Genomic DNA, 22,030 nt, shown 5'->3' on the forward strand with positions numbered 1-22,030 from the left:
GTCGTACCCTTGACACGTGAAGGTTTTCGTCGTTCCCATGGTTGCCCGCTCACGGATGGGCGGGCCGTGGTCGCGCGCGCAGCGCGTCGCACGTGTGTTCCGCGACGGTGGCCATGAGGCCGTGCTCGCGTGGGGAGACGACGGCAACTGTGTCAATCCCATCGCTCCGACGCTTGAGATTCCGGTGCCCTCGCCTCTCGGCCTTCCCGAGGCCATCGCGCGCCACACCTTCCCCCTGGCCTCACGCCTCGGCCTCATGGGTCGCAAGCCTGTGCGCAGCTTCGAGGAAGTCCTCTGGCTGACCGGTGCCCTCGACGAGCGCTACACGCGCGCCGCCGTCGACGCGCTCCGCGCCCACATGCGTGCCATCTGCCCCGACGTCGTCTACTCGGAATTCAGCCTCGCCGCCGTCATCGCCGCCCGTGCCGAGGGCATCCCGTGCGTGGGCAGCGGCTCGCAGCCGACGACCCCCTCCTACGCTTCCCACCCGCGCAAATCCGCAGGGATTCGACGCCTGCTGCGCGAGATGGGAATGCCCGCCCCGGCCTCGTCCCTGACGATCCTCGAGGGGATGCGGCGCCGCTTTATCCCAAGCTGCCCAACCCTCGAGCCGCGGGCGGGGGAGCGGGCCGTCTACTGCGGGTTCCTGGACGAGCCGCCCGTACTGACGGCCACGCCTCGCGATTGTGCGCTCGTCTACCTCGGCGCGGGCAGCGTCCCCGAGGGCGTGGCCGTGCGCACCGGGCGAGAACTCGCCGAGGCCCTCGGATGCGGCGTCTACGTCGCGGGCGTGTCCGAGGCCGTCCACGCCGTGGGGGACCACGAGGTAGCCTGCGCGCCCCACTTCGACGTCGCTGAGCTCCTGCCGCGCGCCCGCGTCTTCGTGCACCACGGCGGGCAAAACTCGATGATGGACGCTCTGTCCTACGCCGTCCCCCAGGTGATCGTCCCGGGTCGCGTCTTTGAACGCCAATTCAACGCCGAGGCCGTGGAAAACGCGCGCTGCGGCCTGACCGTGCGCGCTTCCCAGCCGGCGCTTATCGCGCGCGCTGCCCGACGCATCATTGTCGATGAACCCGCCCTGACCTCGGGGATCCGAGGGCTGCGCGCGGAACTGTCCTCTCTGGGCGGCACCAAGCGCATTGTGCGCGAGGTCGAAAAGCTGGTCAGCTAGGCCCAGCCGCGCAGGATCGCCTCCAGGCCCCGCTCAAACTGGGCGTTAAAGTCGTAGCGGCCGTCCAGGAGATCCTCGATGAGCGGACGCAGCGCCTGCGCGTCCTCGGGGTCGAGCGCGGCGCTCGCGGCCGACAGGTCGGCCGGCTGCTCGGGGGAGCCGCCCACGGGCGGAACGACCTCGGCGGCGACGAACGCCGTCGTGTAGATCGACACCGCGTTGACCAGCCCCAGCATGTCCGCATTCGGCGTGAAACCGCGCCGGGCCAGCGTCACGAACACGCGCGCCAGGAGCGACAGCTGCTCGGGCGTCGACATGGGGTGCGTGAGCAGCAGCATGACTGCGCCCGGGTGGGAGCGCAGCGTCGCCGCCAGGCAATGCGCGTAAGCGCGCATGTAGGTCAGCAGGGGCGAGGCCGGGGTGCCCTCGGTCGGCTCCGATGCCTCGTGCGTGGGCGTCGAAGCTGAATCGACCGCCCCTGCGTCCACGCGGTCCAGGAACGACTCGAACGTGAGTCGCCAGACCTGCTCGGCAATGCCCTCCAGGAGGGCCGCCTTGTCGGGGAAATGACGATAAAAAGCGGCCTGGGAGACGCCGAGACGCTTTCCCAAAGACCGCAGAGACAAAGCGGAGAGCCCCTCCTCGTCCACCAGGTCGAGCGCGGTCGACAAGATGATCTCTCGCGATAGCGCGCGCTGGCGTGACGACGGCATGGACTCTCCGCTTCGGTGGACGTTACTCCCTGTGATACCGGAACTGTACCAGTGCCAGCGCTGCGATCACCGCGAAGAAACCCCACAGGACGCCGATCCGCGTCCCGACGTCGGCAAGTTCCGCCCCGTCCAGGCTCACCTCGTGAATCGCGGTGATCGCCCAGTAGGCGGGGGACAGGCGCGCGGCGTGCTGCGCCCAATCGGGGAACGAGGAGACCGTGGAGAAGGAGCCGCCGATGCCGGCCGCCAGCATGCCGATAATGTTCGACAGTGACAGGGCCGCGTCGCGGCTGTGTGACCACAGCGCGAGCGCGACGCCAAGCGCCGACAGAACCGCCGAGAAACTGAGGAGAATCGCGGCCAACGCGACGAGGGAACCAGTCGGTCGATACCCGAAGACGAGAGCGCCGAGCGCGAGGACAACCGCGATCTGAACGGTCTGCATGAGGAAGGCAACCAGCGCCTTGCCCGTCAGAATGGACGCGCGCGAGGTGGGGGAGGCCTCGAGGCGCTCCCACGTGCCCCACGAACGCTCGTTGAAGAACGAACTGATGATGTTCTGCACGGCCAGGAACGAGAAGAGGATCGCGATTGACGGCACTGCCTGTTCGGCACCGGTGACGCCCGCGTAGCCGTCGGCCAGGAGCATCGACTTGAACGCCGGCATCATGAAGGGAATCAAGACGAGGGGGATCACCGTCAGGATGAGCGTGGGCGCCGGGTCGGTGAGCTGCAGGCGGATGTTCAGTCGGGTCATTGCCCCGAGTTGCTTAAGCTGCGACATGGTCACTCTCCTTGATGATCTGCAGGTACGCGTTGTGCAGGCTCGCCTGCATGATGCGCACGTCCGTCAGGCGCGCGCCTTCGAGGGCGGGCGAGGCCAAGGCTTCGCCGATCCGCGAACCTGGGTCGGCCTCGTCCCCGATGAGTTGGAGACGCCTGTCGTCGGCGCTCCACCCGTCGATCGAAGGGATGGGGCGATCGAACTCGAGCGTGACCTCGGCGCGCGCGTGGTGAGAGACGATCTCTTCGAGCGTGCCGCTCGCGACGATGCGACCCTCGTTCAGGATCGCGATGTCGGAGCCAAGCTCCTCGAACTCGGCGAGGTAGTGCGAGGTGTAGACGACGGCCGCTCCGTCGTCCGCGAGCTGGCGGACTGCGCGCAGGATCTGGCTGCGCGCCTCCACGTCCGCGCCGACGGTCGGCTCGTCCATGAACACCAGGCGCGGGCGGTGCATGATCGCCATTCCCGCGTGGAGCCTGCGCTGCTGTCCGCCCGACAGGTGTGAGGCGCGCTGGCCTCGTTTCTCTGTGAGGCCGAGGAGGTCCATGACCTCGCCCGCGCGGGAGGCCGACTCGCGTCGGCCGAGTCCGTGCAACTCGCCGAAGGCTGCCAGATTCTGGGCGACGCTCAGGTCGGGGTAGATGCCCAGCTCCTGGGGTGCGTATCCGATTGACCTCGCGGCCTCGGCGGATGCGGGGCGGTGCCCGCAGATGGATGCGGTCCCCGAGTCGGCGCGACGCAGTCCGCACAGGATCGTGATGAGCGTGGACTTGCCCGCTCCGTTTCGTCCGAGTAGGCCGAGGACCTGACCGGGTTCGACGCGCAGGTCGACCCCGCGCAGGACCTCGTGAGTGCCGTAGCTCTTGTGGATTCCCCGGGCGTCCAGGCCCGGAGCGTGTGGGTGTGACACGGTGATTCTCCCATCGGTTAACGCTGTTAACTTTGTGTCATGAGCAAGGTTAACAGCGTTAACTTATGTGTGCAAGGTGGTGTTGTGTGCCGGGGAAATCTGCTGATTTGCTGTGTTTTTCTGACAATCTGTCGCTGCGCGGGGGAGGCAAGCGGCCATACACTGTCTGCTCGAGGCCTGAAGGAGGGGCGAAAGTGCCAGGTATGGATACCTACGACGCGATCATGCTGCTGTCCTACGGTGGCCCGAACGGTCCGGACGACGTCCTGCCGTTCATGCGCAACGCGACGCGCGGTCGCGGAATCCCCGACGAGCGCTTGCTTCAGGTCGCCGCGCATTACAAGCGCTTCGGCGGCGTCTCGCCCATCAATGCCTGCAACCAGCGCCTCATCGCCGACTTGTCCGCGGAGCTTGCCAGGCGCGGGCACGACATTCCCGTCGGGTGGGGAAATCGCAACTGGCACCCCTTTGTTGCCGAAGGCCTCGACGAGCTCGCGGGGGCGGGTGCCCGGCGCATCCTTGTCCTGCCTACCTCCGCCTACGCCTCGTACTCGGGATGCCGCCAGTACCGCGAAGACCTCGCGGAGGCCGCGGAGGCCCTGCGCGAGAAGTGGGGCGACGTCGTCCTGGGCGCCGAGGACAGCGCCGATAATCCCGACGCCGACATCATCCTGGATAAGGTCCGTCCCTACTACTCGACCCCCGGCATGGCGAGCGCGCAGATCGCATCCATCCGGCGCGCGTGGGAGGCGCTCGCGGCGCGCGGCGTCGATACCTCCGGGATTCGCCTGATCTTCGTCACCCACTCCATCCCCGTGAGCATGGAGGCGGGGTCCTCGCCCTTCCCCTTCCGTCCCTCAACTGACGAGGCCGCGGCGGCCTCGGGCGGTCACGTCGAGCAGCAGGGGAGTGGGGCCTCGTCGCAAGCGGGAACCCCGGCAAGCGAAATCAGCTACGTCGCCCAGCATCGCGCCCTTATCGACGCGATCATGCCGGAGCTGAGGCGTATCCTCGGGCGCGCGGATCTGGGCTACGACCTCGTGTATTGCTCGCGGTCGGGACCCCCGCAGGCCCGCTGGCTCGAACCCGATATCAACGATTTCCTCGAGGAGATCGCGGCCGACGAGAACCCGCTGACCGGCACTGTTGTCGTCCCCATCGGCTTCATCTGCGACCACATGGAGGTCGTTTACGACCTCGACACCGAGGCGAAGGAGACCGCTGCGCGCCTGGGGATCCCCTACGAGCGTGCCGACACCGTCGCGACGGATCCGGCCTTTGTGTCCTCCCTGGTCGACGTGCTCGAAGAACGTGCGGCTCAGGCGCGAGGCGAGAATCTCGCGCGCGTCACCGTGACGGGCACCGGCCCCTTCCACACCGTCTGCCCGAGCGACTGCTGCCTCTCCCCGGCACGCCCCGGCTACGCCTCGTCCGCTGGCGCCAGCGCTCATCCCGGTACCGCCCCTCATTCTTCCGGCGCGCCCGCCCGAGCCGCCCGTCAACCAGCCCCAACCCAGGAGGACCCTATGTCTACCCCGCATCCCCACGCCGTCGTGCCGCCCGAGCAGAACCCGGAGAACCCGGGACATCCCGCGGGAGTGCCGGACCGTGTCGGTGAGCACGCCGCGCGCCACCAGGCCCGCCACGCGGGCACCGAGGCGACGCCCCACTCCCACGCCGCTCACGCCCGTGTCACTGACCCGCGCGACGCGACGGACGTCGACTTCGACGAGGTCAACAACAAGCAGCACTACGCCCTCTACTCCGTGTTCGCGCTTGGTGAGTCCCTGCCCGCCGACGACGGCGAGCGCGGCCGTATTATCGCCGAGTCCCTGGACTACGTGAAGGGCGCGGGTGCGGAAATCCGCGGCTTCTACGATGTGTCCGGCTTCCGCGCCGAGGCCGATCTGATGGTGTGGTGGCTCGACGACGATCCCGAGGTCCTGCAGGACGCCTACCACCGCCTGCGCGCCAGCGCGCTCGGCAAGTTCCTGGATCCCGTGTGGTCGTGCATGGGCCTGCACACCCCCGCCGAGTTCAACAAGCGCCACATTCCCGCCTGCTTCGGCGGCGTCGCGCCCCGCGACTGGGCGATGGTCTACCCCTTCGTGCGCTCCTACGACTGGTATCTCAAGGCCCCCGAAGAGCGCGCCCGCATCATGGCCGAACACGGCCGCAACGGCTTCGCGCAGTACCCGGACGTCAAGGGCTCGACCCTGTCCGCCTTCGGCTTCTCCGACTACGAGTGGGTGCTCGCGTTCGAGGCAGACAGCCTGGATCGCCTGGAGGGCGTCATGCACGCCCAGCGCTACACCGAGGCGCGTCTCTACGTGCGTGAGGACACCCCGTTCTTCACGGGCCCGCGCGTGAGCCTCGGCGAGTGGGCGGAGCGCCAGCCCCGCGCATAGGGGTTCTTATCTAAGAGCTCGCCCCGGCCTCGTCCCTGCGATAAGGAACGAGGCCGGGGTTCAGTGCGTCCCTCTCACGCCGTGTGTCAGGCGTCTCCTACGTGGAGGGGAACAGGAGCGGCAGGTTGTGCGCGACCTGGTTACAGACCGAGGTCATGGAGTGGTCTTCACCGTCGTCGATCCACACCTGCAGGCTGTCCTCGGTCATGAGGTCGGGGTAGTCCTGGTAGAGTTCGTCGAGCTGCGGGGTCATGTCCCACAGCGCCGGGTCTTCCGAGCCGACCGACGCGAGGATACGGAAATCGCTCGGCCCGTAGCCTGCGCGCAGTGCCCCGTCGGTCACCAGCTGCCCGATCCGCTCCTCGTCGGCGTCTTCCTCGCGCCCGATCCAGGACTCGCCAGCCATCGGCATGTACCCGTAGAAGTACTGCGGGCGCAGGGCAAAGACGTCCCACGTGGTCGTCGCGCCCATTGAGAAACCGCCGAACGCGCGGTGCCTGCGCGAGGCCCGCAGCGAGGCGTCGGACAGGTCACCGCGCGCAAACGTCGTGTACCGCGATTCGACCGTCGAGATCAGCGTGTCGATCTCGGTCGTCGCGAAGAAACGATTAAGCGTGTAATCGTCCTCGTAGTCGTCGGTCGCGAACGACCGATCCGGATAGTAGGTCGCGAACACGACGATGGTCGGTGAGACCTCGCCGGAAGCCTCCAGCTTGTCGACGACCGGCGCGACCCCGGCCGCAAGCCCCGCCGCGTTGCCCCACCACCCGTGCGTCAGGTAGACAATGTTTGCGGGGTGACCAGGAGAGTAGGAGTCGGGGACGTAGACGAAGGCTTCCTTGTTGTACGTCGTGCCCTGGTAGTCCTGCTGGTAGGCGACGGTGTCGATCGTGCCGTGCAGGGACGAGGCTGTGTCCAGCAGGGCGGCCACGGCCTCGGGGATGGGGTCGGCATCCTCCGAAATGGCGATGGGGGAGGGGTCCTTTTGCTCAAACCCCGAGGGGTCCAGCGCAATCGATGCAATGCCTGCGAGGCCAAGCAGGGAGAGCATGAGCGCGGCCGACGCCACAAAGGCGGTTGAGCTTGTCGACGAACGCCTAATCAACCGTGTCTTCACTGTCCTCGCCTCGCGCGCATGGACTCTGCTTGCTTCATGCCCGTTACTGTAAGCCCGTTGGGGCAGTGTCTCCTCGCCAGTGTGGCCGATCACGCGTCATCCCCCTCAATTTCGCACGTAATTCCTATGATGATCGTTCATATTTTGAATTGTGATCGTTGAGATTCTGCGGATTGTGGGGGTTTGCTGAAATAGCTGCTTGGGGAATTACGTGCGGAATGTGGGGAGAGTCGAATATCTGTCCGGTGATCCGGTGGGCTGGGGGCCACCCGCATGTGACCTGCCAGTCGCCGGGGGTTGCGTGCTCGCGGGGTGGGCATACCCTGGGTGTATGACACCTGAGATCACCGACCCGGCCGTCCGCGCAATCGCCGAGGAGATCGCCGCAGACCCGGCCAACGCCTCGTACACCAAGCGAGGCGTGAAGCCGTTGTTCTACGCGGGGCCGCAGTGTCGCATCATGATCGTCGGCCAGGCGCCCGGGCGCGTTGCCGAAGAAACCGGCATCGTGTGGAACGACCGCAGCGGTGACCGGCTGCGCGACTGGATGGGCATCGACCGCGATACGTTCTATCAGTCGGGCAAACTTGCGATCGTCCCCATGGACTTCTACTTCCCGGGCACGGGAAAGAGCGGCGACCTGCCTCCGCGCAAGGACTTCGCCGACACATGGCACCCGCGCCTGCTTGAGCTCATGCCGCACCTGGAGATGACGATCCTCGTCGGCGCGTACGCGACCAGGCGCTACCTGCACCTGCCCTCCTCGGCCTCGCTGACCGACGTGGTGCGCGACTACAAGCAGTATCTGCCCACCTACTTCCCGCTGGTACACCCCTCGCCGCGCAATCAGATGTGGATGAAGAAGAACCCCTGGTTCGCCGCCGACGTGCTGCCCGACCTCAAGGACCGGGTCTGCGCGCTCCTGGCCTGACCGTCATACGTAAGAGGCGACGTATAAATGTACGGCGGCTTCTACGTACGTTCAGCGCCCTCGGGTTCACGAGGGCGGGGCAGGGTATGGTGCTCCACTGCGGCTCGCCGGTGGCACACTGGTCCCATGAATGATCTGCGCATCCCTCCCGGGCCCGGTTGCCCGCGCGGCCTTCTCGTGCCGGCGGCGGAGCTGGTCGAGCGTTTCTCGCACGCCTCGGGCCCCGGCGGACAGGGCGTCAACACCGCGGACTCGCGGGTGCAACTCAGCCTGGACCTGGGCTCGACGAGCGCCCTCAATGAGAAGCAGCGTGAGCGCGCCCTGTGTGAACTGAGGGAGCGCCTGGTCGGCACCGTCCTGACCGTCACCGCCGCCGAGACCCGCTCCCAGCGCCGCAACCGCGCCGCCGCGCGCGAACGCCTCGGCGAGATCCTGCGCGCATCGCTGGTTCCGCCCACCCCTCGCCGCCCCACGAAGCCGACGCGCGCCTCGAAGCTGCGCCGCCTGGATGCCAAGAAGAGGCGTTCGGAGGTCAAGGCGCGCAGGCGTCGCCCTGACGCCGATTAAAACAGGGACGAGGCCTGGGCTGGGTCAGCCCCACGGGCTCCCGTCGGTGCGCCAGCCGATAAACACCCAGGTGACGGGCAACGCGTAGTCGAGGACCCACATCTGCGACGTCTCCCCAGACGGGGATTCGGCTGCCCGGCGCACGATGTGCTGGGCCGAGTAGGCGTCGAAGAGTCGCTGCTCGCGCGCGGTGAACGGCTCCGGGCCGGCCAGGCGGCGCAGGTCGGCGCGGGCCTCGTCGAAGGAAGAAAGACGCATCGGGCGGAAGGTCCGTGTGGTCGCGACAACCGGGATCCGCCCCAGGGATGTGAGTGCGCGGGTCACGTCGCGGACGACGCGTGGGCGCTTGGCCGTGCGCCCCAGGTAGGTGAGCAGGCGCGGGTCGCGGGAGGGGAGCAGGCTGTCGGGCACGACGACCGCCGCTCTGGACCTGGCCGCAGAGTCGAGCTTGGCGACGAAGGGGCCCACGGCCTCGGCCATGAGGGAACGGGAGGCGAAGGCGACGTCGACGCTGTCGGTGCCGAGACCTGCCGCCTCCCAGTCGTCTTCCCACGCCAGGAGGTGGGACGTGATGGGCAGGTGCTCTGCGGCTGCGCGCTCGTCGAGGATCGCGAGCATCGCCTCGGCGAAGTCGCAGCCGTGGACGCGGTGCCCGGCCCGGGCGAGGGGGACGGCGAGTGTGCCCGTCGCGCAGCCCATATCCAGGACCTCCTCGCCCGCTTCGAGCGCGAGCAGATCGAGGAGCCATCGCTCGTAGTCGCTGGTCGCGTCTCTCGTGAACGTCGTGGCCCGCTTGTTCCAATAGGCCTGCGAGTCTCGGTTGATTGTGCTGTCGTGTGTCGCCATGAGAGGGCCCTTCACTGCGCCTTACATGCATGTCTTGATAGAGGTTATGTATGTATAATGACATGCAGAAGGAGGTTTGTGCATGGCAACCGTGAATTTTAGTGTGCGCATGGATGCAGATCTTAAGCGTGAGGTTGAAGCGATCTACGCGGAGCTTGGTATGAATCTGACGTCCGCTGTGAACGCTTTCCTGCGTCAGAGCGTGCGGGTGGGTGGAATGCCCTTCGATCTGCGTCTGAATGAGCAGCAGCGTGAGACTGTCTTGGCGATGTTGGAAGCGGAGCAGCTGGCCTCTGATCCAGGTGTTGAGACCATGGATGTTGAAGACGCTCTGGCGGAGTTGAAGCGCTAGTGTCTCTGAAAGTCGTTTGGACAACGAAGTTTAAGCGCGACTACAAGCGTGCGATGAAGCGCGGGCTCGACATGAATCGTCTGGATGAGATTATTCGAACGTTGGCTGCAGGCCGGGAGCTTGCTGTCGTGCATCGGGATCATGCTCTCGGAATGGCCGCGTGAATTCATCCTATGCGCTGCCTAACTTTTCCAGCGATTACCAGGAGGGTGCGCACGCCCGGGTGCTCGACGCCCTTGTCGCCACCAACATGGAACAGGCCAGCGGATATGGCACCGACGAGCACTGCGAGCGCGCCCGCGACCTGATCCGAGGCGCCTGCGCCGTCCCCGACGCGGACGTGTACTTCCTGGTCGGCGGCACCAAATGCGGCGCCCTCTTCGGCGAGGCCGTGGTGATCCCCGAGCGCGGGTCGATCCGCCAGTTCGTCACTCAGATGAAACAGCACGGCGCGCTCCTGGCCAAGGGGCGCCTGCTCGGGGTCCAGTTCGAGGCGCTTTTCGAGGATGACCTGTACGTGCGCATCGGCGCCCCGGCGGTCGAGGCCTCGGCAAAGTCGCAGCCGTGGACGCGGTGCCCGGCGCGGGCGAGGGGGACGGCGAGCGTGCCCGTCGCGCAGCCCATATCCAGGACCTCCTCGCCCTCCATGAGCGCAAGAAGGTCCATGAGCCAACGCTCGTACTCGCCGGTCGCGAACCGGGTAAAGGTCGCGGCCCGCTTGTTCCAATAGGCCTGCGAGTCTCGGTTGATTGTGTTGTCGTGTGTTGACATGGGCTGGTCCTTCGATGCGCCTACTGTTAAGAGCCTCACGAGAGGTCTTGCACGTATAATGTCATGCAAAAGGAGGCCCTGTCGTGAGCGAAACTGAGATCGGCGCGCGTCGTTCGGCGCTGCTGATGCGGCTTCGCGACGAAAAAGATGCAGGTGTGCGTGGGGGCGTCTACCACCGCCTACAGGTGGAGATGACCTACAACTCCAATCACATCGAGGGTTCTCAGCTGTCCGAGGAACAGACCCGTCTTATCTTCGAGACGGCGACTGTTGGCGGCGAGGGCCTGAGAGTCGATGACATTATCGAGGCGCGGAACCACTTCCGCGCTATCGATCGCGTCATCGAATGCGCCGGAACTCCTATCGGCGAGGAATATGTGAAGGATCTGCATCGCATACTGAAGCAGGGGAGCATCCAGGCTGATCTTGATTGGTTTGCGGTCGGCGATTACAAGCGTCTGCCGAACGAGGTCGCAATGCGTGAGACGAGCGCGCCCGCTGATGTTGCTGAGCATATGCGGCCTCTGTTCGAGTGCGTCAACGATGTTGATTCTCTCGCGCAGATCCTGGACTGGCATGTGCGCTTCGAACGCATCCATCCTTTCCAGGATGGTAACGGGCGGGTTGGTAGGCTCCTCATGCTTCAACAGTGCCTCGCCGCGGGAGTCCTCCCGTTCATCATCACCGACGATCTGAAGGCCTTCTACTACCGAGGTCTGGAGAGGTGGGGTGACGAGAATGGTTTCCTCATGGATACGTGCCTGAGTGCGCAGGACCGTTTCGCGGTGATGCTCGATTACTTCCGGGTCCCCTACGAGCGTTCGGCTAACTAGCCATCAGTTGTCGGCGAGGAAGGGATTGTTGCCGTCCGGTAGGCGGGCCGGGTGGATCGGGGTGTCGGTCCGGGCTAGGCTGGGTGTATGACACTCAACGAAGAGAAGAACGTTTTTTCTGACCTGGCCGCCTCCCGTCGCTCGACCCGCGCCTTCACGGATCGCGAGATGCCCGCTGGCGTTATCGACGCGATCCTCGCTGACGCGACGACGGCGCCGTCCTGGTCGAACACACGCGCTTTCCGCGTCGCGATCGCGTCCGGTGCGCGCGCCCAGCGCCTGCGTGAGCGCTTCGGGAAGCTGTTTGACGAGGAGATCGAGGCCCACGCCCGCAAGGCCATCGACCCCGACGTGGAGATTCCCGTCCCGGATGGCGACTTCCCGGTGCGCAAGCGCTATCCAGACGAGCTGCGTCCCGCCCAGATCGAGGTCGCGAAGCTCCTGTATGGCACCTACGGCGTGGAGCGCACCGACATTGAGGGGCGTAACCGCGTCAACCGTCGCAATGTCATGGCATTCGATGCGCCCGTCATGGGTTTTGTCTTCGTTCACGAGGACATGCTGCCCTGGAGCGCGATGGACGCTGGCCTCATGCTTCAGACCCTGTTCCTGTCCGCCAAGTCGCGCGGCATCGACTCGTGCCCGGTCGGCATCCTGGCCACCTGGCGCGCCCCCGTCGATGAGGAGTTCGAGATCCCCGAAGGCTACAAGTTCATCACCGGCTTCGCCCTCGGCTACGCCGATCCGGACGCGCCGATCAATTCGATGCAGGCGCCGCGCCCGTCGATCCAGCTCCTCGAAGGCAAGTAACGCTACGAGCGATACATCGCTAGTCGTTGAGTTCAGCGCGCAGGTCGGCTAGGCTCACGCGCTGCCCGTCGTCGTTGCGCACCGCCTCCCGGAAGGCCGCGAGATCGCGCGCATCCTCGAGTTCTTCCAGGGCCAACAAGTCGTCGACGCCAATCACGATCGCAGTGAGGCGGCCGTTTTTCGTCACACCAATTCGTTCGCCGCCGTAGGACGCTCGTCCGAGGACGTCGGAGAGGTTCGCGCGCAGCTCCCGAGTCGATAGGGTTGTGGCAAGTGTGTTCATAGTGTCAGTTTAGTACCTTGTGTACACGTCTGTGTCTGGATGAGCCTTCCTGGGCGTGAACAATTTCCCACGGACATACCTGGCACCCAGGTGAGCGTCTACCGTGAAACGGGGCTTCGGCCTCGTGAAACGTTCACAATCGGAAGGACCCCATGTCCAAGAAGTACCTCTCTGTCTGTGAGGGGGCTTCGACGCCCGTGGATCGGGGCAGGTAGGTTCCTGCAACCTCGACTGAGACCAAGATCTCAAAGCGCCGTTTTCGTGGGATTAGGTTGAGTGTTAGGTATTTAGTCCCGTTTGTACAAGCTTAAGTAAGGCTATCTTTAATCAATTATAAGTATTTCTGCATAGAATGGCGGCAGGCGCTGTCAAACCAGCGCTTGCCGAGGAACTAGGTCGTCCCTCGGTGCATGTTTGCGATCGGAAGGACCGCCATGTCAAAAAAGTACCTCTCTGTTGCCTTTGCTTATGTGGGAGTGATCGTCGGCGCTGGCCTGGCCAGCGGCCAGGACCTGCTCCAGTACTTCCTCTCCTTCGGTGCCACCGGATTGATTGGAATCGCCGCCCTGGGAGTCCTCAACATCATCTTCGGCGTTGTCGCCCTCCAGCTGGGTTCCTACTTCCGCTCCGGCCACCACGATGAAGTTTTTGAACGCATCACTCACCCTGCCGTGCGCCGTGTCATTGATGTGGTGCTCGTTTTTTCTGGTTTCGCGATGGGCTTCGTGATGCTCGCGGGCGCGGGCGCGAACCTTGAGCAGCAATTCGGTTTGCCCGCGTGGGCTGGCAGTGCCGTGTGCGCAGGCCTCGTGATTCTCACCGCCTTCCTGGATTTCGATCGAATCATGAAGGTGATCGGCGTCTTTACGCCCATGATCGTCATCGCGATCGTCATTCTCGTCATTTACTCGCTGGTGACCCCGCACCCGAGCGTGGCCGAGCTGAATGCGACCGCCACGAAGGTTACCCCGGCTCTGCCGAACCTGTGGTTCTCGGCGATCAACTACTTCGCGCTGTGCGTCGTCAACGGTATCGGCATGGCCTTCGTGCTGGGCGGCTCGGTGCTGCGCATCCGCGAGGCTCGCCTCGCGGGCCGTATCGGCGGCGCGATCATCGCCCTGGTGATTGGCGGCGATGCCCTCGCCCTCTACCTGAACATGGACCGCATCTGGGACGTCAACGTGCCGGCCCTCGAGATTGCGCGCATGATTCACCCGGCCTTCGCCTTCGTCTACACGCTCATCATTTTCGCGCTCATCTACAACACGGTCTTCTCGCTCTTCTTCGCGACGGCGCGTCGTTTCTCGGGTGGGTCGACAAAGCGCATGCGCGTCGTCCTCATGGGCGTTGTCGCGCTGGGGTATGCGGCCTCGCTGATGGGCTTCAAGAAGCTGATCGGCGGCATGTATCCGATCATCGGCTGGCTGGGCGTCGCGCTCCTGGTGGTCCTGGCTGCGGGCTGGTTGCGTGAGCGCGCGGGCGTCTCGCACGAGGAGAAGCTGCGCCGCAAGCTCATTCGCCTCCTGGTCCACAAGCATGCCGATCACCTGGAGTACACGGACGAGCATCGCGAAAAGGCCCGGGAGCTCTCCCGAGCGTCGGTTGCGGACTCCAAGCAGCTGCGCCGCGATGCCAGCACGATCGCCAAGGATATCGCCGATCGTAAGCCCAACGCCTTGCCCTCGGACCTGGTTGCGCAGGGCGTGGGTGAGCGCTAACGCGCGGATCGCGCGCCGGGCAGTCCGTCGACGAGGCTTCGGCGACCGAGGCGATCAGGGCAGGTCAGGTGCGGGTCTGACTCGCGAAAGGGACGAGGCCGTGGCTGCCTCGCGCTCGAGGAACCAACGTTTCAGGGTGGCACCTCCCGCATAGCCGCCCGGGCCGGTAGATGCGACCACGCGGTGGCAGGGACGAATGAGGAGCAACGGGTTGCGCGCCACCGCCCCGCCGACTGCGCGCGCCGACGCGGCGACCCCGGCCTCGCGCAGGCGAGACGCCAGCTGGCCGTAGGTCATTGTGTGCCCGTAGGGAATGGCGCTCATGGCCTCCCAGACGCGGAGCTGAAACTCGCTGCCCATAGGCGAGAGCGGCACGCGGGCGGGGGAGGGGACCCGCCAGGCGAAATAGTCGTCCAACCAGGACGCGGCCGCAGCCAATGCGGCCGCGTCCTCGTCTCTTCCAAGGCCCGCGTCGCGCCCGCAACCATCGAGGCAGGACACCGACTGCGCGGAAGCGGCCACGGCCTCGTCGACGACGAAGGGATACCCGAAGAAGCGCTGCCCGGCCACCCACAGGCCCACGAGCGCGCCGCCGCGCACTGCCAGCGTCAGGCGCCCGATGGGGCAGCGATAGGCGGCGAGTGCCGGATCAGAACTGCTCGGGGTGCTCTCGGTAGGCATACGCCCACACTGTCACGGCGACAGTCACAGCGCGAGTCCAGGCATCGCGGACGGCGCTCAGTTCGTCGCCCTCGAAGCCCTCCGCGAGGAGACGGTGACCGACCTCCACAGTGGGCGCGATGAAGGCGAGCACGTAGCGCAGGGGCACGAATGGTGTCGAGTCCGCCCCATCCGCCGCGTTCTTCGCTGCGGACATGTGCCGTGCGCCGATCAGGTACTGGTAGTCCAACCACGCCTGGTCACGCTCGCGCGTGCACATGTCGATGATCCACTGGGCGAAGCGCGGCTTTGACGCCTGCGCGTACTCGGGGTTTGGCTGCCCGTCCGGGTGCGCGGAATGTGCTGCCAGATACGTCTTTTGAGCCAGAATTCCGCGCCACGTGTCGACCATTTCCATAGCGTGTGGCGCCAGGATGGGTTCTGCTCGTGAGAGCAGCTCTGCGTCACCGGGCTGGACGTGTGCGGCGGCCTCGATCTGGCGTAGATCCTCGAGTGTGAGCGGGGATGTGGGGACGGCATCGGTGCCGTAGGTGTACCCCGACGAGTGGTTGTAAGCGGTTATGAGAACCTCCTTGAAACGATGCGTCGATTGTACAACGTGCTCTGATCGTGTGGGTCTGTTTGACATCTGGGACTGGTATGGAGCGCAGTTGGGTGGGCGTGGTTCGTGCGAGTTCGCGGCGCGCGTAGCCGCCGTGGTGAGGTGGCAACGGCGCTGGAGGGGTTGCGCACAATACAATTAACCTGTGGATCCCCTTCTCATCGCCCTGGCCGGAATGCTCATCATCGTTGCATGTCAATTCGTCGCGCCCAAGGTGCGCGTGGCAGCCCCCTTGATCCTCCTCGCCGTCGGCCTGGCGATCGGCTTCCTTCCGCAGGTGGGGGCCATCGAAATCGCGCCGCACATCGTCCTCGAGATGGTGCTGCCGCCCCTGCTCTTCTCCGCGGCCGTGCGCATGCCAACCATGGACTTCCGCCGCGAGATGCAGGCCGTCGCCATGCTGGCGATCCCCCTGGTGTTCCTCTCTGCCTTCGCGGTCGGCTTCGTCATCAACTGGCTGGTCCCCCCGATCTCCCTTCCCTGGGGCGTCGCGCTCGGCGCGGTCCTGTCCCCAACGGACGCGGTCGCCATCTCGATTGCGAAACGCTCCGGCGTCTCCCACCGCATCATCACCGTGCTCGAGGGCGAGGGGCTGTTTAACGACGCGACCTCGCTCGTCCTGCTCTCTGCCGCGATGAGTGCGGGCCTGGCTGCCGACGAACACGCCCTCAACCCGGGCCTGCTCATCGGCAAGGTCGCGATCGCCCTCGGTATCGCGGCCGCCATCGGATGGGTCGTCGGCGAAGTCGGCGTGCGCCTGCGCGCCCTCATCAAGGACCCTTCCGCCGACACCGTCTTCTCCTTCGTCATGCCCTTCATTGCCTCGATCCCAGCTGAGCACCTGGGCGGATCTGGCCTGGTCGCGGCCGTCATCGCCGGCCTGGTCGTCTCTCGGCGCCGAGCGGCCACGATCTCAGCCATGAACAGGCGTTTCTCGCAGCAGAACTGGGAGACCGCAACCCTCCTGCTGGAGGGCGGAATCTTCCTGACGATGGGCCTGCAGGCCTTCGGCATCGTTGAAGAAACCAGCCATTACTCGGGAGGCCTGGGCTTCGCCGCGTTCCTGGCGGTCACGCTCGGCGCGCTCATCATGGTGATGCGCGCGGTCTTCATCGCCTTCATGCTGACCTGGCTCGACCACCGGCGCAAGCACCGCCAGCGCCGCTACGACGCCGAAAACGAGAGCATCAAACGCTTCGAGAAGCGCATGAACGCGGCCTGTGAGGTCGACGCCGAGATGCTCGAGGCCCGCGACCTGAGCCCCGAGCACTGGGACAAGGCCATCAAGCACTACCGCCGCCGCCTCGACTCGCGTCAGCGCCGCAACGCCCTGCGCGGCACGGACCTGGACTACTTTGCGAACGAGCCGCTGGGCCCGCGCGAAGGCAGCGTCATCGTGTGGGCGGGCATGCGCGGGGCGATCACCCTGGCGGCCGCGCAGACGATCTCGGCATACGCTCCGCTGCGACCGCTCCTGCTCACGATTGCCCTGTTCGTCGCAGCCGGTGCCCTCATCATCCAGGGCCTGACACTGCCCGGCTTGATCCGCATCGTCAAACCCCAGATGGCGTCGGGTGACATCTCCCAGGAGGAACACGCCAAGCTCATGACGGTCATGGGATCCGCCCTGGTGGACACGGCCCTCGCTCAGGCGATCCACGAGCTCGACGGCAAGACGCTGCTCTCCGCAGGCGTTTCGCGCACGCTGTCCCGCATGGGGCACGCGGTTTCCTCCACCGACGAGGCCGAGGGAGCCCGCATCGCGCGCACGGCCGACCGCGTGCTCACCGACATCCTGCACAATGCAGGTGCCCAGGCTGGCGCCACTCGCATCGGGCTATGCCCCGAGTACGGTGACGACGAGCGCCTCGCAGCCCCGCACGAGAGTGACGAACCGGTCGCCCGCGGGAACACCGTCGATGGGGTGGGCGACGAGGAGCGCGACACGGTCGACATGAGCGAGGAGGAGGTCGAGCGCTCCTTTACCCGCGAGCAGATCCGCGAACTCGCCCTTGAGGCCATCCACGCCCAGCGCGACGCCCTCCTGCAAGCCCGCGACGAGGGAGTCTTCTCCTCGGCCGCCCTCGAAGGTGCGCTCGCCAGGCTCGACAACGAGGAAATCCTCCTGGTCTCCAGCCGAGGCTCGGAGCACTGAGAGGCGTCCAGGCCGCGCGCGAAAGCGGGCCGCGCCCGGCACAGGGGCGGCCCGGCGGGAGCAGCGCTCCCCGAAAGCGGCGTCAGTCGGTCGTCACACGCGAGGCGTAGGCGGGATCCTCGGTCACCGAATTGAGGGCCTCCTCCAGCCGCTGCGGGGTGACGATCCCGTTACGAGTCAGGACCCGGTAGGTCTGGTCGGCCTCGTGGGTGATCATGTTCGTCACCGTGAAACCGTTGCGTTCGTAGAACGCCAGGCGTCGCACGCGCTGCTGGTAGTTCGCGGCCTCGCGCACGACCGGCTCGATTTCGAGCAGCTGCGGCACATCCCCGTAGCGCTCGGCGAAGTAGGTCAGGATGCGCGAGCCGTAGCCCGTGCTGCGCGTGCGCCCATCAACGGCGAGAAAGCCCAGGTAGAACAGGTCATGGAACGCGAACGAGTACGTCAGGGCGACCACGTGGGTTGCCCCGGCCTCGTCCGTGGGCAGGGCAGGGTCGGCCCAGGCGACGAAGGACACCTCGGGTGCCTCGGCTGAGCGCAGCAGTTCGGGAAGGGGGATCTGCTCCTCGGGAGGGAAGGAACGCTCGTAGATTTCCTTGACTTTGTCAGTGATTGGCCCCTCGTTGGGCACGGGGATTCGGGTGAGGTCTGTCATGCCCTCATGATACCCAGGGGTCATGCGGGGCTCCCCGGGCGTCCCGATGAACGAGGCCGGGGCCGGTTTTTGCGCGTCTCCCAGGGGTGCCCCGCACCCCCTCGTCAGGGATTACTAAGGGAACAATCAGGGTTCGCTCGTGACAAAAGATCATCTGCGGGAAGGAGCGCTCGGCTACGCTTGTAGGCAGACACAGTGACGAATCGTAGGGACGACGCATGCTTGAGCTGAAGGAAATCGTCAAGGCTTATCAGACCGCCAACCTCGTGCAGGTAGCACTCAACAAGGTCTCCGTGGCCTTCCGCGACAACGAATTTGTCGCCGTGCTGGGCCAGTCGGGCTCCGGCAAGACGACGATGCTCAACGTCATCGGAGGCCTGGACCGCTTCCAAAGCGGCGACCTCGTAATCGACGGCATCTCCACGAAGAATTACAAGGCGCGCGACTGGGACGCGTACCGAAACAACCGCATCGGCTTCGTCTTCCAGGCCTACAACCTGATCCCGCACCAAAGCGTCCTGTCCAATGTCGAGCTGGCCCTGACCCTGTCGGGCGTCTCCCGCTCCGAACGACGTAAGCGCGCCCTCGATGCCCTGACTCGCGTCGGCCTAGCCGACCACGTCCACAAGAAGCCCTCGCAGATGTCGGGTGGCCAGATGCAGCGCGTCGCCATTGCGCGAGCCCTCATCAATGACCCCGAGATCCTCCTCGCGGACGAACCCACCGGCGCCCTCGACTCCAAGACCAGCGTTCAGGTCATGGACCTGCTGCGCGACGTCGCCCGCGACCGCCTCGTCATCATGGTCACGCACAACCCCGAGCTGGCCCACCAGTACGCCACACGCATCGTCGAGCTGGCCGACGGAAGCATCGTCGCCGACTCCGACCCCTTCGTGCCCACCGTCGAGGACCAGCGCACCGCCAAGCCCGCACGGCGCACCTCCATGGGCTTCCTGACCGCCCTGTCCCTGTCCGCCAACAACCTGATGACCAAGAAGGGCCGCACCCTCATGACCTCCTTCGCGGGGTCCATCGGCATCATCGGCATCGCCGCCATCCTGGCCCTGGCCAGCGGGACGAATGCCTACATCCAAAAGACGGAAGAGGAAACCCTTGGGTCCTACCCGCTGACGATCCAAAAGAGCGGCGTCGACATGACCGCCGCGCTCTCCGTGTCGGCCTCGGACTCCGCAAAGGCGAAAACCGCGCCCGACGGGAAGGTGGGCGTGTCCGACATGCGCACCTTCGCGGACACCATCCGCGACGCGAAGACCAACGACCTGGCCTCCCTCAAGGTCTTCCTGGACAACAACGGCGGCGGCATCGAGACGATGACCAACGCCATCGAATACGACTACGACGTTGTCCCCCAGATCTACCAGTCCGACACCACCAAGGCGACCGTCCAGGTCAGCCCCGACCAGTCCATGAAGCAGATGGAAACGGGTTTTGGCGCGGGTGCTTTCGGATCGATGATGGTCACCAACGCCTTCTACCAGATGCCCGCCACGTCCACTCTGTACACCTCCTCCTACAATGTGGTCGCAGGCGCCTGGCCGAAAGGCGCCAACGAGGTCGTCCTGGTCCTGGACGAGGACGGCAACATGCCCAACATCTTCGAGTACACGCTGGGCCTGAAAGACCATAAGGAATTCGACGACCTGATGCGCAAGTACTACCAGGGGACGCTCGGCGGCAACGCCCAGTCCAGTGCGCAGTCGGGTCTCCAATCCGGAGCCAGTGACGCCACCTACGACTACACGACGATCCTGGGGACCACCTTCCGACGCATCAACGCCTTCGACAAGTACACGTGGGACGAGACCTACAAGGTGTGGACCGACCGCTCCAACGATGCTGACTACATGAAGAAGCTCGTGGACGGCGGCCAGGAACTGACCATCTCGGGCATCGTCAAGCCCAACTCCGACAAGGGCGGCTCCCTGCGCCAGGGCATCGCCTACACCCCCGCGCTGACCTACCAGATGATCGAGGAGGCCTCGGCCAGCCCCATCGTCAAGGCCCAGCGCGCCAAACCCGACGTCGACGTCTTCACCGGCAAGACCTTCAAGGAACTGGCGGACAACCAGAAGAGTCAGTCCGGCGGCTTCGACATGTCCTCCCTGTTCACGGTCGACGAAACCAAGCTGTCGGCCGCCTTCCAGATCGACCCCGACAAGATGCAGATGGACCTGTCGGCCATGGACTTTTCCGGCATGGACCTGTCCAGCATCGACTTCTCCACCCTCGACATGTCGGGCATGGACCTATCCAGCCTCGACCTGTCCAACATCGACCTGTCCGCCGTCGCCCCGCAGTCGGGCGCCCAGTCCGGCCCGGCCTTCGACCTGTCCTCCCTCAACCTGGGTGACCTCACCAAGGACCTGCCACAGCTCGCCGACGTCGACTTCAGCGCGATCATCACCTCCGCGCTCGCGGATGGCGCCGTGAAGGACGGGGCCGGCGACTACCTGGCCACCCAGGCCAGCGAGATCGCGCAGGGCTTCCAGGAGTACGCTCAGAAGCAGATCGAAGAAGGCGGCACGACCGACTTCGCGACCCTGGCCTCGAACTACTTCACCCAACCCGAGGTCCTCGAGAAGATCCGCACGGCGGTGACCTCCGACCAGGTCGTGGACGCCGACAAGCTCAGCGCCAACCTGATCAAGGCCATCGGGGACGACCCGGCCCTGGCAAAGATCGGCACCGACATCTCCACCCAGGTCATGAACGCCATCTCCACGCAGATCGCGACGCAGCTGGGCGCGACCCTCACGCAGGGCGTGGGCGCAGCCATCGGGGCGGTCATGCAAGAGGCGATGACGACCGCGATGACCCAGATGATGACGCAGCTCTCCGGCGCGATCAGCACGCAGATCGGCACGGTCATGGACCAGTTCGCGGCCAACATGTCCAGCGCTTTCTCGATGGACCCGAACGCCTTTGCCGAGGCCTTCAAGTCTAACGTGGACGAGAAATCCCTCGCGGCGCTCATGGCGACCATGTTCTCCACGAACGTGCCGAGCCTGGAGGCGAACCTGCGTAACCTCGGCTGGGCGGACATCGCCTCGCCCTCCAACATCTCGATCTACCCCAAGTCCTTCGCGGACAAGGACAAAGTCAAGACGGCGCTGGACACCTACAACAAGGACAACGAGGCGGCCGGCGCCTCCGACAAGGTCATCACCTACTCCGACGTCATGGGCACCCTCATGAGCTCGGTGACCAAGATCGTCGACATCATCTCGTGGCTGCTCATCGCCTTCGTGTCCATCTCGCTCGTGGTCTCCTCGATCATGATCTCGATCATCACCTACATTTCGGTGCTCGAGCGCCGCAAGGAGATCGGCATCCTTCGCTCGATCGGCGCCTCCAAGGGCGACGTGTCCCGAGTGTTCAACGCGGAAACCGTCATCGAGGGCTTCCTCGCCGGCGCGATCGGCGTGGGCGTGACCTACGGGCTGTGCGCCATCGCCAACTCGATCGCCTACTCCTCCTTTAACGTGGAGAACATCGCGCAGCTCTCGCCGGTCACCGCTCTGGTGCTGGTGGCCGTGTCCGTCGGCCTGACCGTCGTCGCCGGCATCATCCCGGCCGCGCGCGCCTCGCGTCAGGACCCCGTCGAGGCGCTGCGATCCGAGTAAGAACCACGGCCTCGGCCCCCACGGACGAGGCCGTGGTGCGCTCACGGGGTGGGCGCGGCTGCGCTAACCTGGGGGTA

General features: G+C 65.5%; 21 protein-coding genes. 12 read left to right on the plus strand and 9 right to left on the minus strand.

Going from position 1 to position 22,030, the window contains the following annotated elements; genetic code table 11:
- Positions 1 to 37: 37 nt before the first annotated feature.
- Positions 38 to 1,174, plus strand: coding sequence for a glycosyltransferase (locus tag O3669_RS03145; protein ID WP_371523695.1), 1,137 nt, complete (start codon positions 38 to 40; stop codon positions 1,172 to 1,174).
- Here the strand turns inward: O3669_RS03145 and O3669_RS03150 are convergent.
- The 3 genes from O3669_RS03150 to O3669_RS03160 are packed head-to-tail and all read right to left on the minus strand — an operon-like array spanning position 1,171 to position 3,581.
- On the minus strand, positions 1,171 to 1,887 hold the full coding sequence (locus tag O3669_RS03150; RefSeq protein WP_371523603.1) for a TetR/AcrR family transcriptional regulator: 717 nt from the start codon (positions 1,885 to 1,887) through the stop codon (positions 1,171 to 1,173). The genes O3669_RS03145 and O3669_RS03150 overlap by 4 nt on opposite strands.
- A gap of 22 nt (positions 1,888 to 1,909) precedes the next feature.
- Positions 1,910 to 2,671 (minus strand): ABC transporter permease, encoded by a 762-nt coding sequence (locus O3669_RS03155; RefSeq protein ID WP_371523605.1) that lies wholly within the window; start codon positions 2,669 to 2,671, stop codon positions 1,910 to 1,912.
- The gene (locus tag O3669_RS03160) at positions 2,658 to 3,581 is read right to left on the minus strand and encodes an ABC transporter ATP-binding protein (protein WP_371523606.1); all 924 of its coding nucleotides are present in this window, start codon (positions 3,579 to 3,581) and stop codon (positions 2,658 to 2,660) included. Before O3669_RS03160 ends, O3669_RS03155 begins: the two co-directional genes overlap by 14 nt.
- Before the next feature lie 203 nt (positions 3,582 to 3,784).
- Here O3669_RS03160 and hemQ point away from each other — a divergent pair, with 203 nt between their 5' ends.
- On the plus strand, positions 3,785 to 5,989 hold the full coding sequence (hemQ, locus tag O3669_RS03165; protein ID WP_371523608.1) for a hydrogen peroxide-dependent heme synthase: 2,205 nt from the start codon (positions 3,785 to 3,787) through the stop codon (positions 5,987 to 5,989).
- Between the two features lie 97 nt (positions 5,990 to 6,086).
- Here the strand turns inward: hemQ and O3669_RS03170 are convergent, their stop codons facing one another.
- Positions 6,087 to 7,106, minus strand: a complete 1,020-nt coding sequence (locus tag O3669_RS03170; protein WP_371523609.1) for an alpha/beta hydrolase — start codon at positions 7,104 to 7,106, stop codon at positions 6,087 to 6,089.
- 331 nt (positions 7,107 to 7,437) lie between these two features.
- Between O3669_RS03170 and O3669_RS03175 the strand changes: the two genes are divergently transcribed.
- Both O3669_RS03175 and arfB read left to right on the plus strand, forming a co-directional pair.
- Positions 7,438 to 8,037, plus strand: coding sequence for a uracil-DNA glycosylase family protein (locus O3669_RS03175; RefSeq protein WP_371523610.1), 600 nt, complete (start codon positions 7,438 to 7,440; stop codon positions 8,035 to 8,037).
- 126 nt (positions 8,038 to 8,163) lie between these two features.
- Positions 8,164 to 8,604, plus strand: coding sequence for an alternative ribosome rescue aminoacyl-tRNA hydrolase ArfB (arfB, locus tag O3669_RS03180; protein ID WP_314768268.1), 441 nt, complete (start codon positions 8,164 to 8,166; stop codon positions 8,602 to 8,604).
- A gap of 24 nt (positions 8,605 to 8,628) precedes the next feature.
- On the opposite strand, the gene O3669_RS03185 is transcribed toward arfB, so the two are convergent.
- On the minus strand, positions 8,629 to 9,450 hold the full coding sequence (locus O3669_RS03185; RefSeq protein ID WP_371523611.1) for a class I SAM-dependent methyltransferase: 822 nt from the start codon (positions 9,448 to 9,450) through the stop codon (positions 8,629 to 8,631).
- 82 nt (positions 9,451 to 9,532) lie between these two features.
- Between O3669_RS03185 and O3669_RS03190 the strand changes: the two genes are divergently transcribed.
- The 5 genes from O3669_RS03190 to O3669_RS03210 all read left to right on the plus strand — a co-directional run bounded on the left by O3669_RS03190 (position 9,533) and on the right by O3669_RS03210 (position 12,216).
- Complete coding sequence (locus tag O3669_RS03190; protein ID WP_295920048.1) at positions 9,533 to 9,802, plus strand: type II toxin-antitoxin system RelB/DinJ family antitoxin; 270 nt, start codon at positions 9,533 to 9,535, stop codon at positions 9,800 to 9,802.
- Positions 9,803 to 9,855: 53 nt separating this feature from the next.
- Complete coding sequence (locus O3669_RS03195) at positions 9,856 to 9,966, plus strand: hypothetical protein (protein ID WP_371523696.1); 111 nt, start codon at positions 9,856 to 9,858, stop codon at positions 9,964 to 9,966.
- A complete protein-coding gene (locus tag O3669_RS03200) occupies positions 9,963 to 10,532 on the plus strand; it encodes a hypothetical protein (protein WP_371523612.1) in 570 nt (189 codons plus the stop codon). The genes O3669_RS03195 and O3669_RS03200 overlap by 4 nt, the downstream gene beginning before the upstream one ends.
- A gap of 124 nt (positions 10,533 to 10,656) precedes the next feature.
- The gene (locus O3669_RS03205) at positions 10,657 to 11,406 is read left to right on the plus strand and encodes a Fic family protein (protein WP_371523613.1); all 750 of its coding nucleotides are present in this window, start codon (positions 10,657 to 10,659) and stop codon (positions 11,404 to 11,406) included.
- 87 nt (positions 11,407 to 11,493) lie between these two features.
- Positions 11,494 to 12,216: a nitroreductase gene (locus tag O3669_RS03210; RefSeq protein WP_371523614.1), complete on the plus strand. Its 723-nt coding sequence runs from the start codon at positions 11,494 to 11,496 to the stop codon at positions 12,214 to 12,216.
- A gap of 19 nt (positions 12,217 to 12,235) precedes the next feature.
- On the opposite strand, the gene O3669_RS03215 is transcribed toward O3669_RS03210, so the two are convergent.
- A complete protein-coding gene (locus O3669_RS03215) occupies positions 12,236 to 12,499 on the minus strand; it encodes a type II toxin-antitoxin system Phd/YefM family antitoxin (RefSeq protein WP_276739028.1) in 264 nt (87 codons plus the stop codon).
- A 434-nt stretch (positions 12,500 to 12,933) separates the two neighbouring features.
- Between O3669_RS03215 and O3669_RS03220 the strand changes: the two genes are divergently transcribed.
- Entirely contained in the window at positions 12,934 to 14,217 is a 1,284-nt protein-coding gene (locus O3669_RS03220) for a hypothetical protein (RefSeq protein ID WP_371523615.1), read from the plus strand.
- Positions 14,218 to 14,271: 54 nt separating this feature from the next.
- Here the strand turns inward: O3669_RS03220 and O3669_RS03225 are convergent, their stop codons facing one another.
- Both O3669_RS03225 and O3669_RS03230 read right to left on the minus strand, forming a co-directional pair.
- The gene (locus O3669_RS03225) at positions 14,272 to 14,898 is read right to left on the minus strand and encodes a methylated-DNA--[protein]-cysteine S-methyltransferase (protein ID WP_371523617.1); all 627 of its coding nucleotides are present in this window, start codon (positions 14,896 to 14,898) and stop codon (positions 14,272 to 14,274) included.
- The gene (locus O3669_RS03230; protein WP_009055343.1) at positions 14,867 to 15,460 is read right to left on the minus strand and encodes a protoglobin domain-containing protein; all 594 of its coding nucleotides are present in this window, start codon (positions 15,458 to 15,460) and stop codon (positions 14,867 to 14,869) included. The genes O3669_RS03225 and O3669_RS03230 overlap by 32 nt, the downstream gene beginning before the upstream one ends.
- A gap of 214 nt (positions 15,461 to 15,674) precedes the next feature.
- Here O3669_RS03230 and O3669_RS03235 point away from each other — a divergent pair, with 214 nt between their 5' ends.
- Complete coding sequence (locus tag O3669_RS03235) at positions 15,675 to 17,654, plus strand: cation:proton antiporter (RefSeq protein ID WP_371523697.1); 1,980 nt, start codon at positions 15,675 to 15,677, stop codon at positions 17,652 to 17,654.
- Positions 17,655 to 17,736: 82 nt separating this feature from the next.
- Here the strand turns inward: O3669_RS03235 and O3669_RS03240 are convergent, their stop codons facing one another.
- Entirely contained in the window at positions 17,737 to 18,309 is a 573-nt protein-coding gene (locus O3669_RS03240; RefSeq protein ID WP_315281013.1) for an N-acetyltransferase, read from the minus strand.
- A 218-nt stretch (positions 18,310 to 18,527) separates the two neighbouring features.
- Here O3669_RS03240 and O3669_RS03245 point away from each other — a divergent pair, with 218 nt between their 5' ends.
- Entirely contained in the window at positions 18,528 to 21,953 is a 3,426-nt protein-coding gene (locus O3669_RS03245; protein ID WP_371523618.1) for an ATP-binding cassette domain-containing protein, read from the plus strand.
- Positions 21,954 to 22,030: the final 77 nt, after the last annotated feature.

Origin of the sequence: Pauljensenia sp. 20925_1_34 (genome assembly GCF_041432775.1) — a bacterium.
GTDB lineage: Bacteria > Actinomycetota > Actinomycetes > Actinomycetales > Actinomycetaceae > Pauljensenia.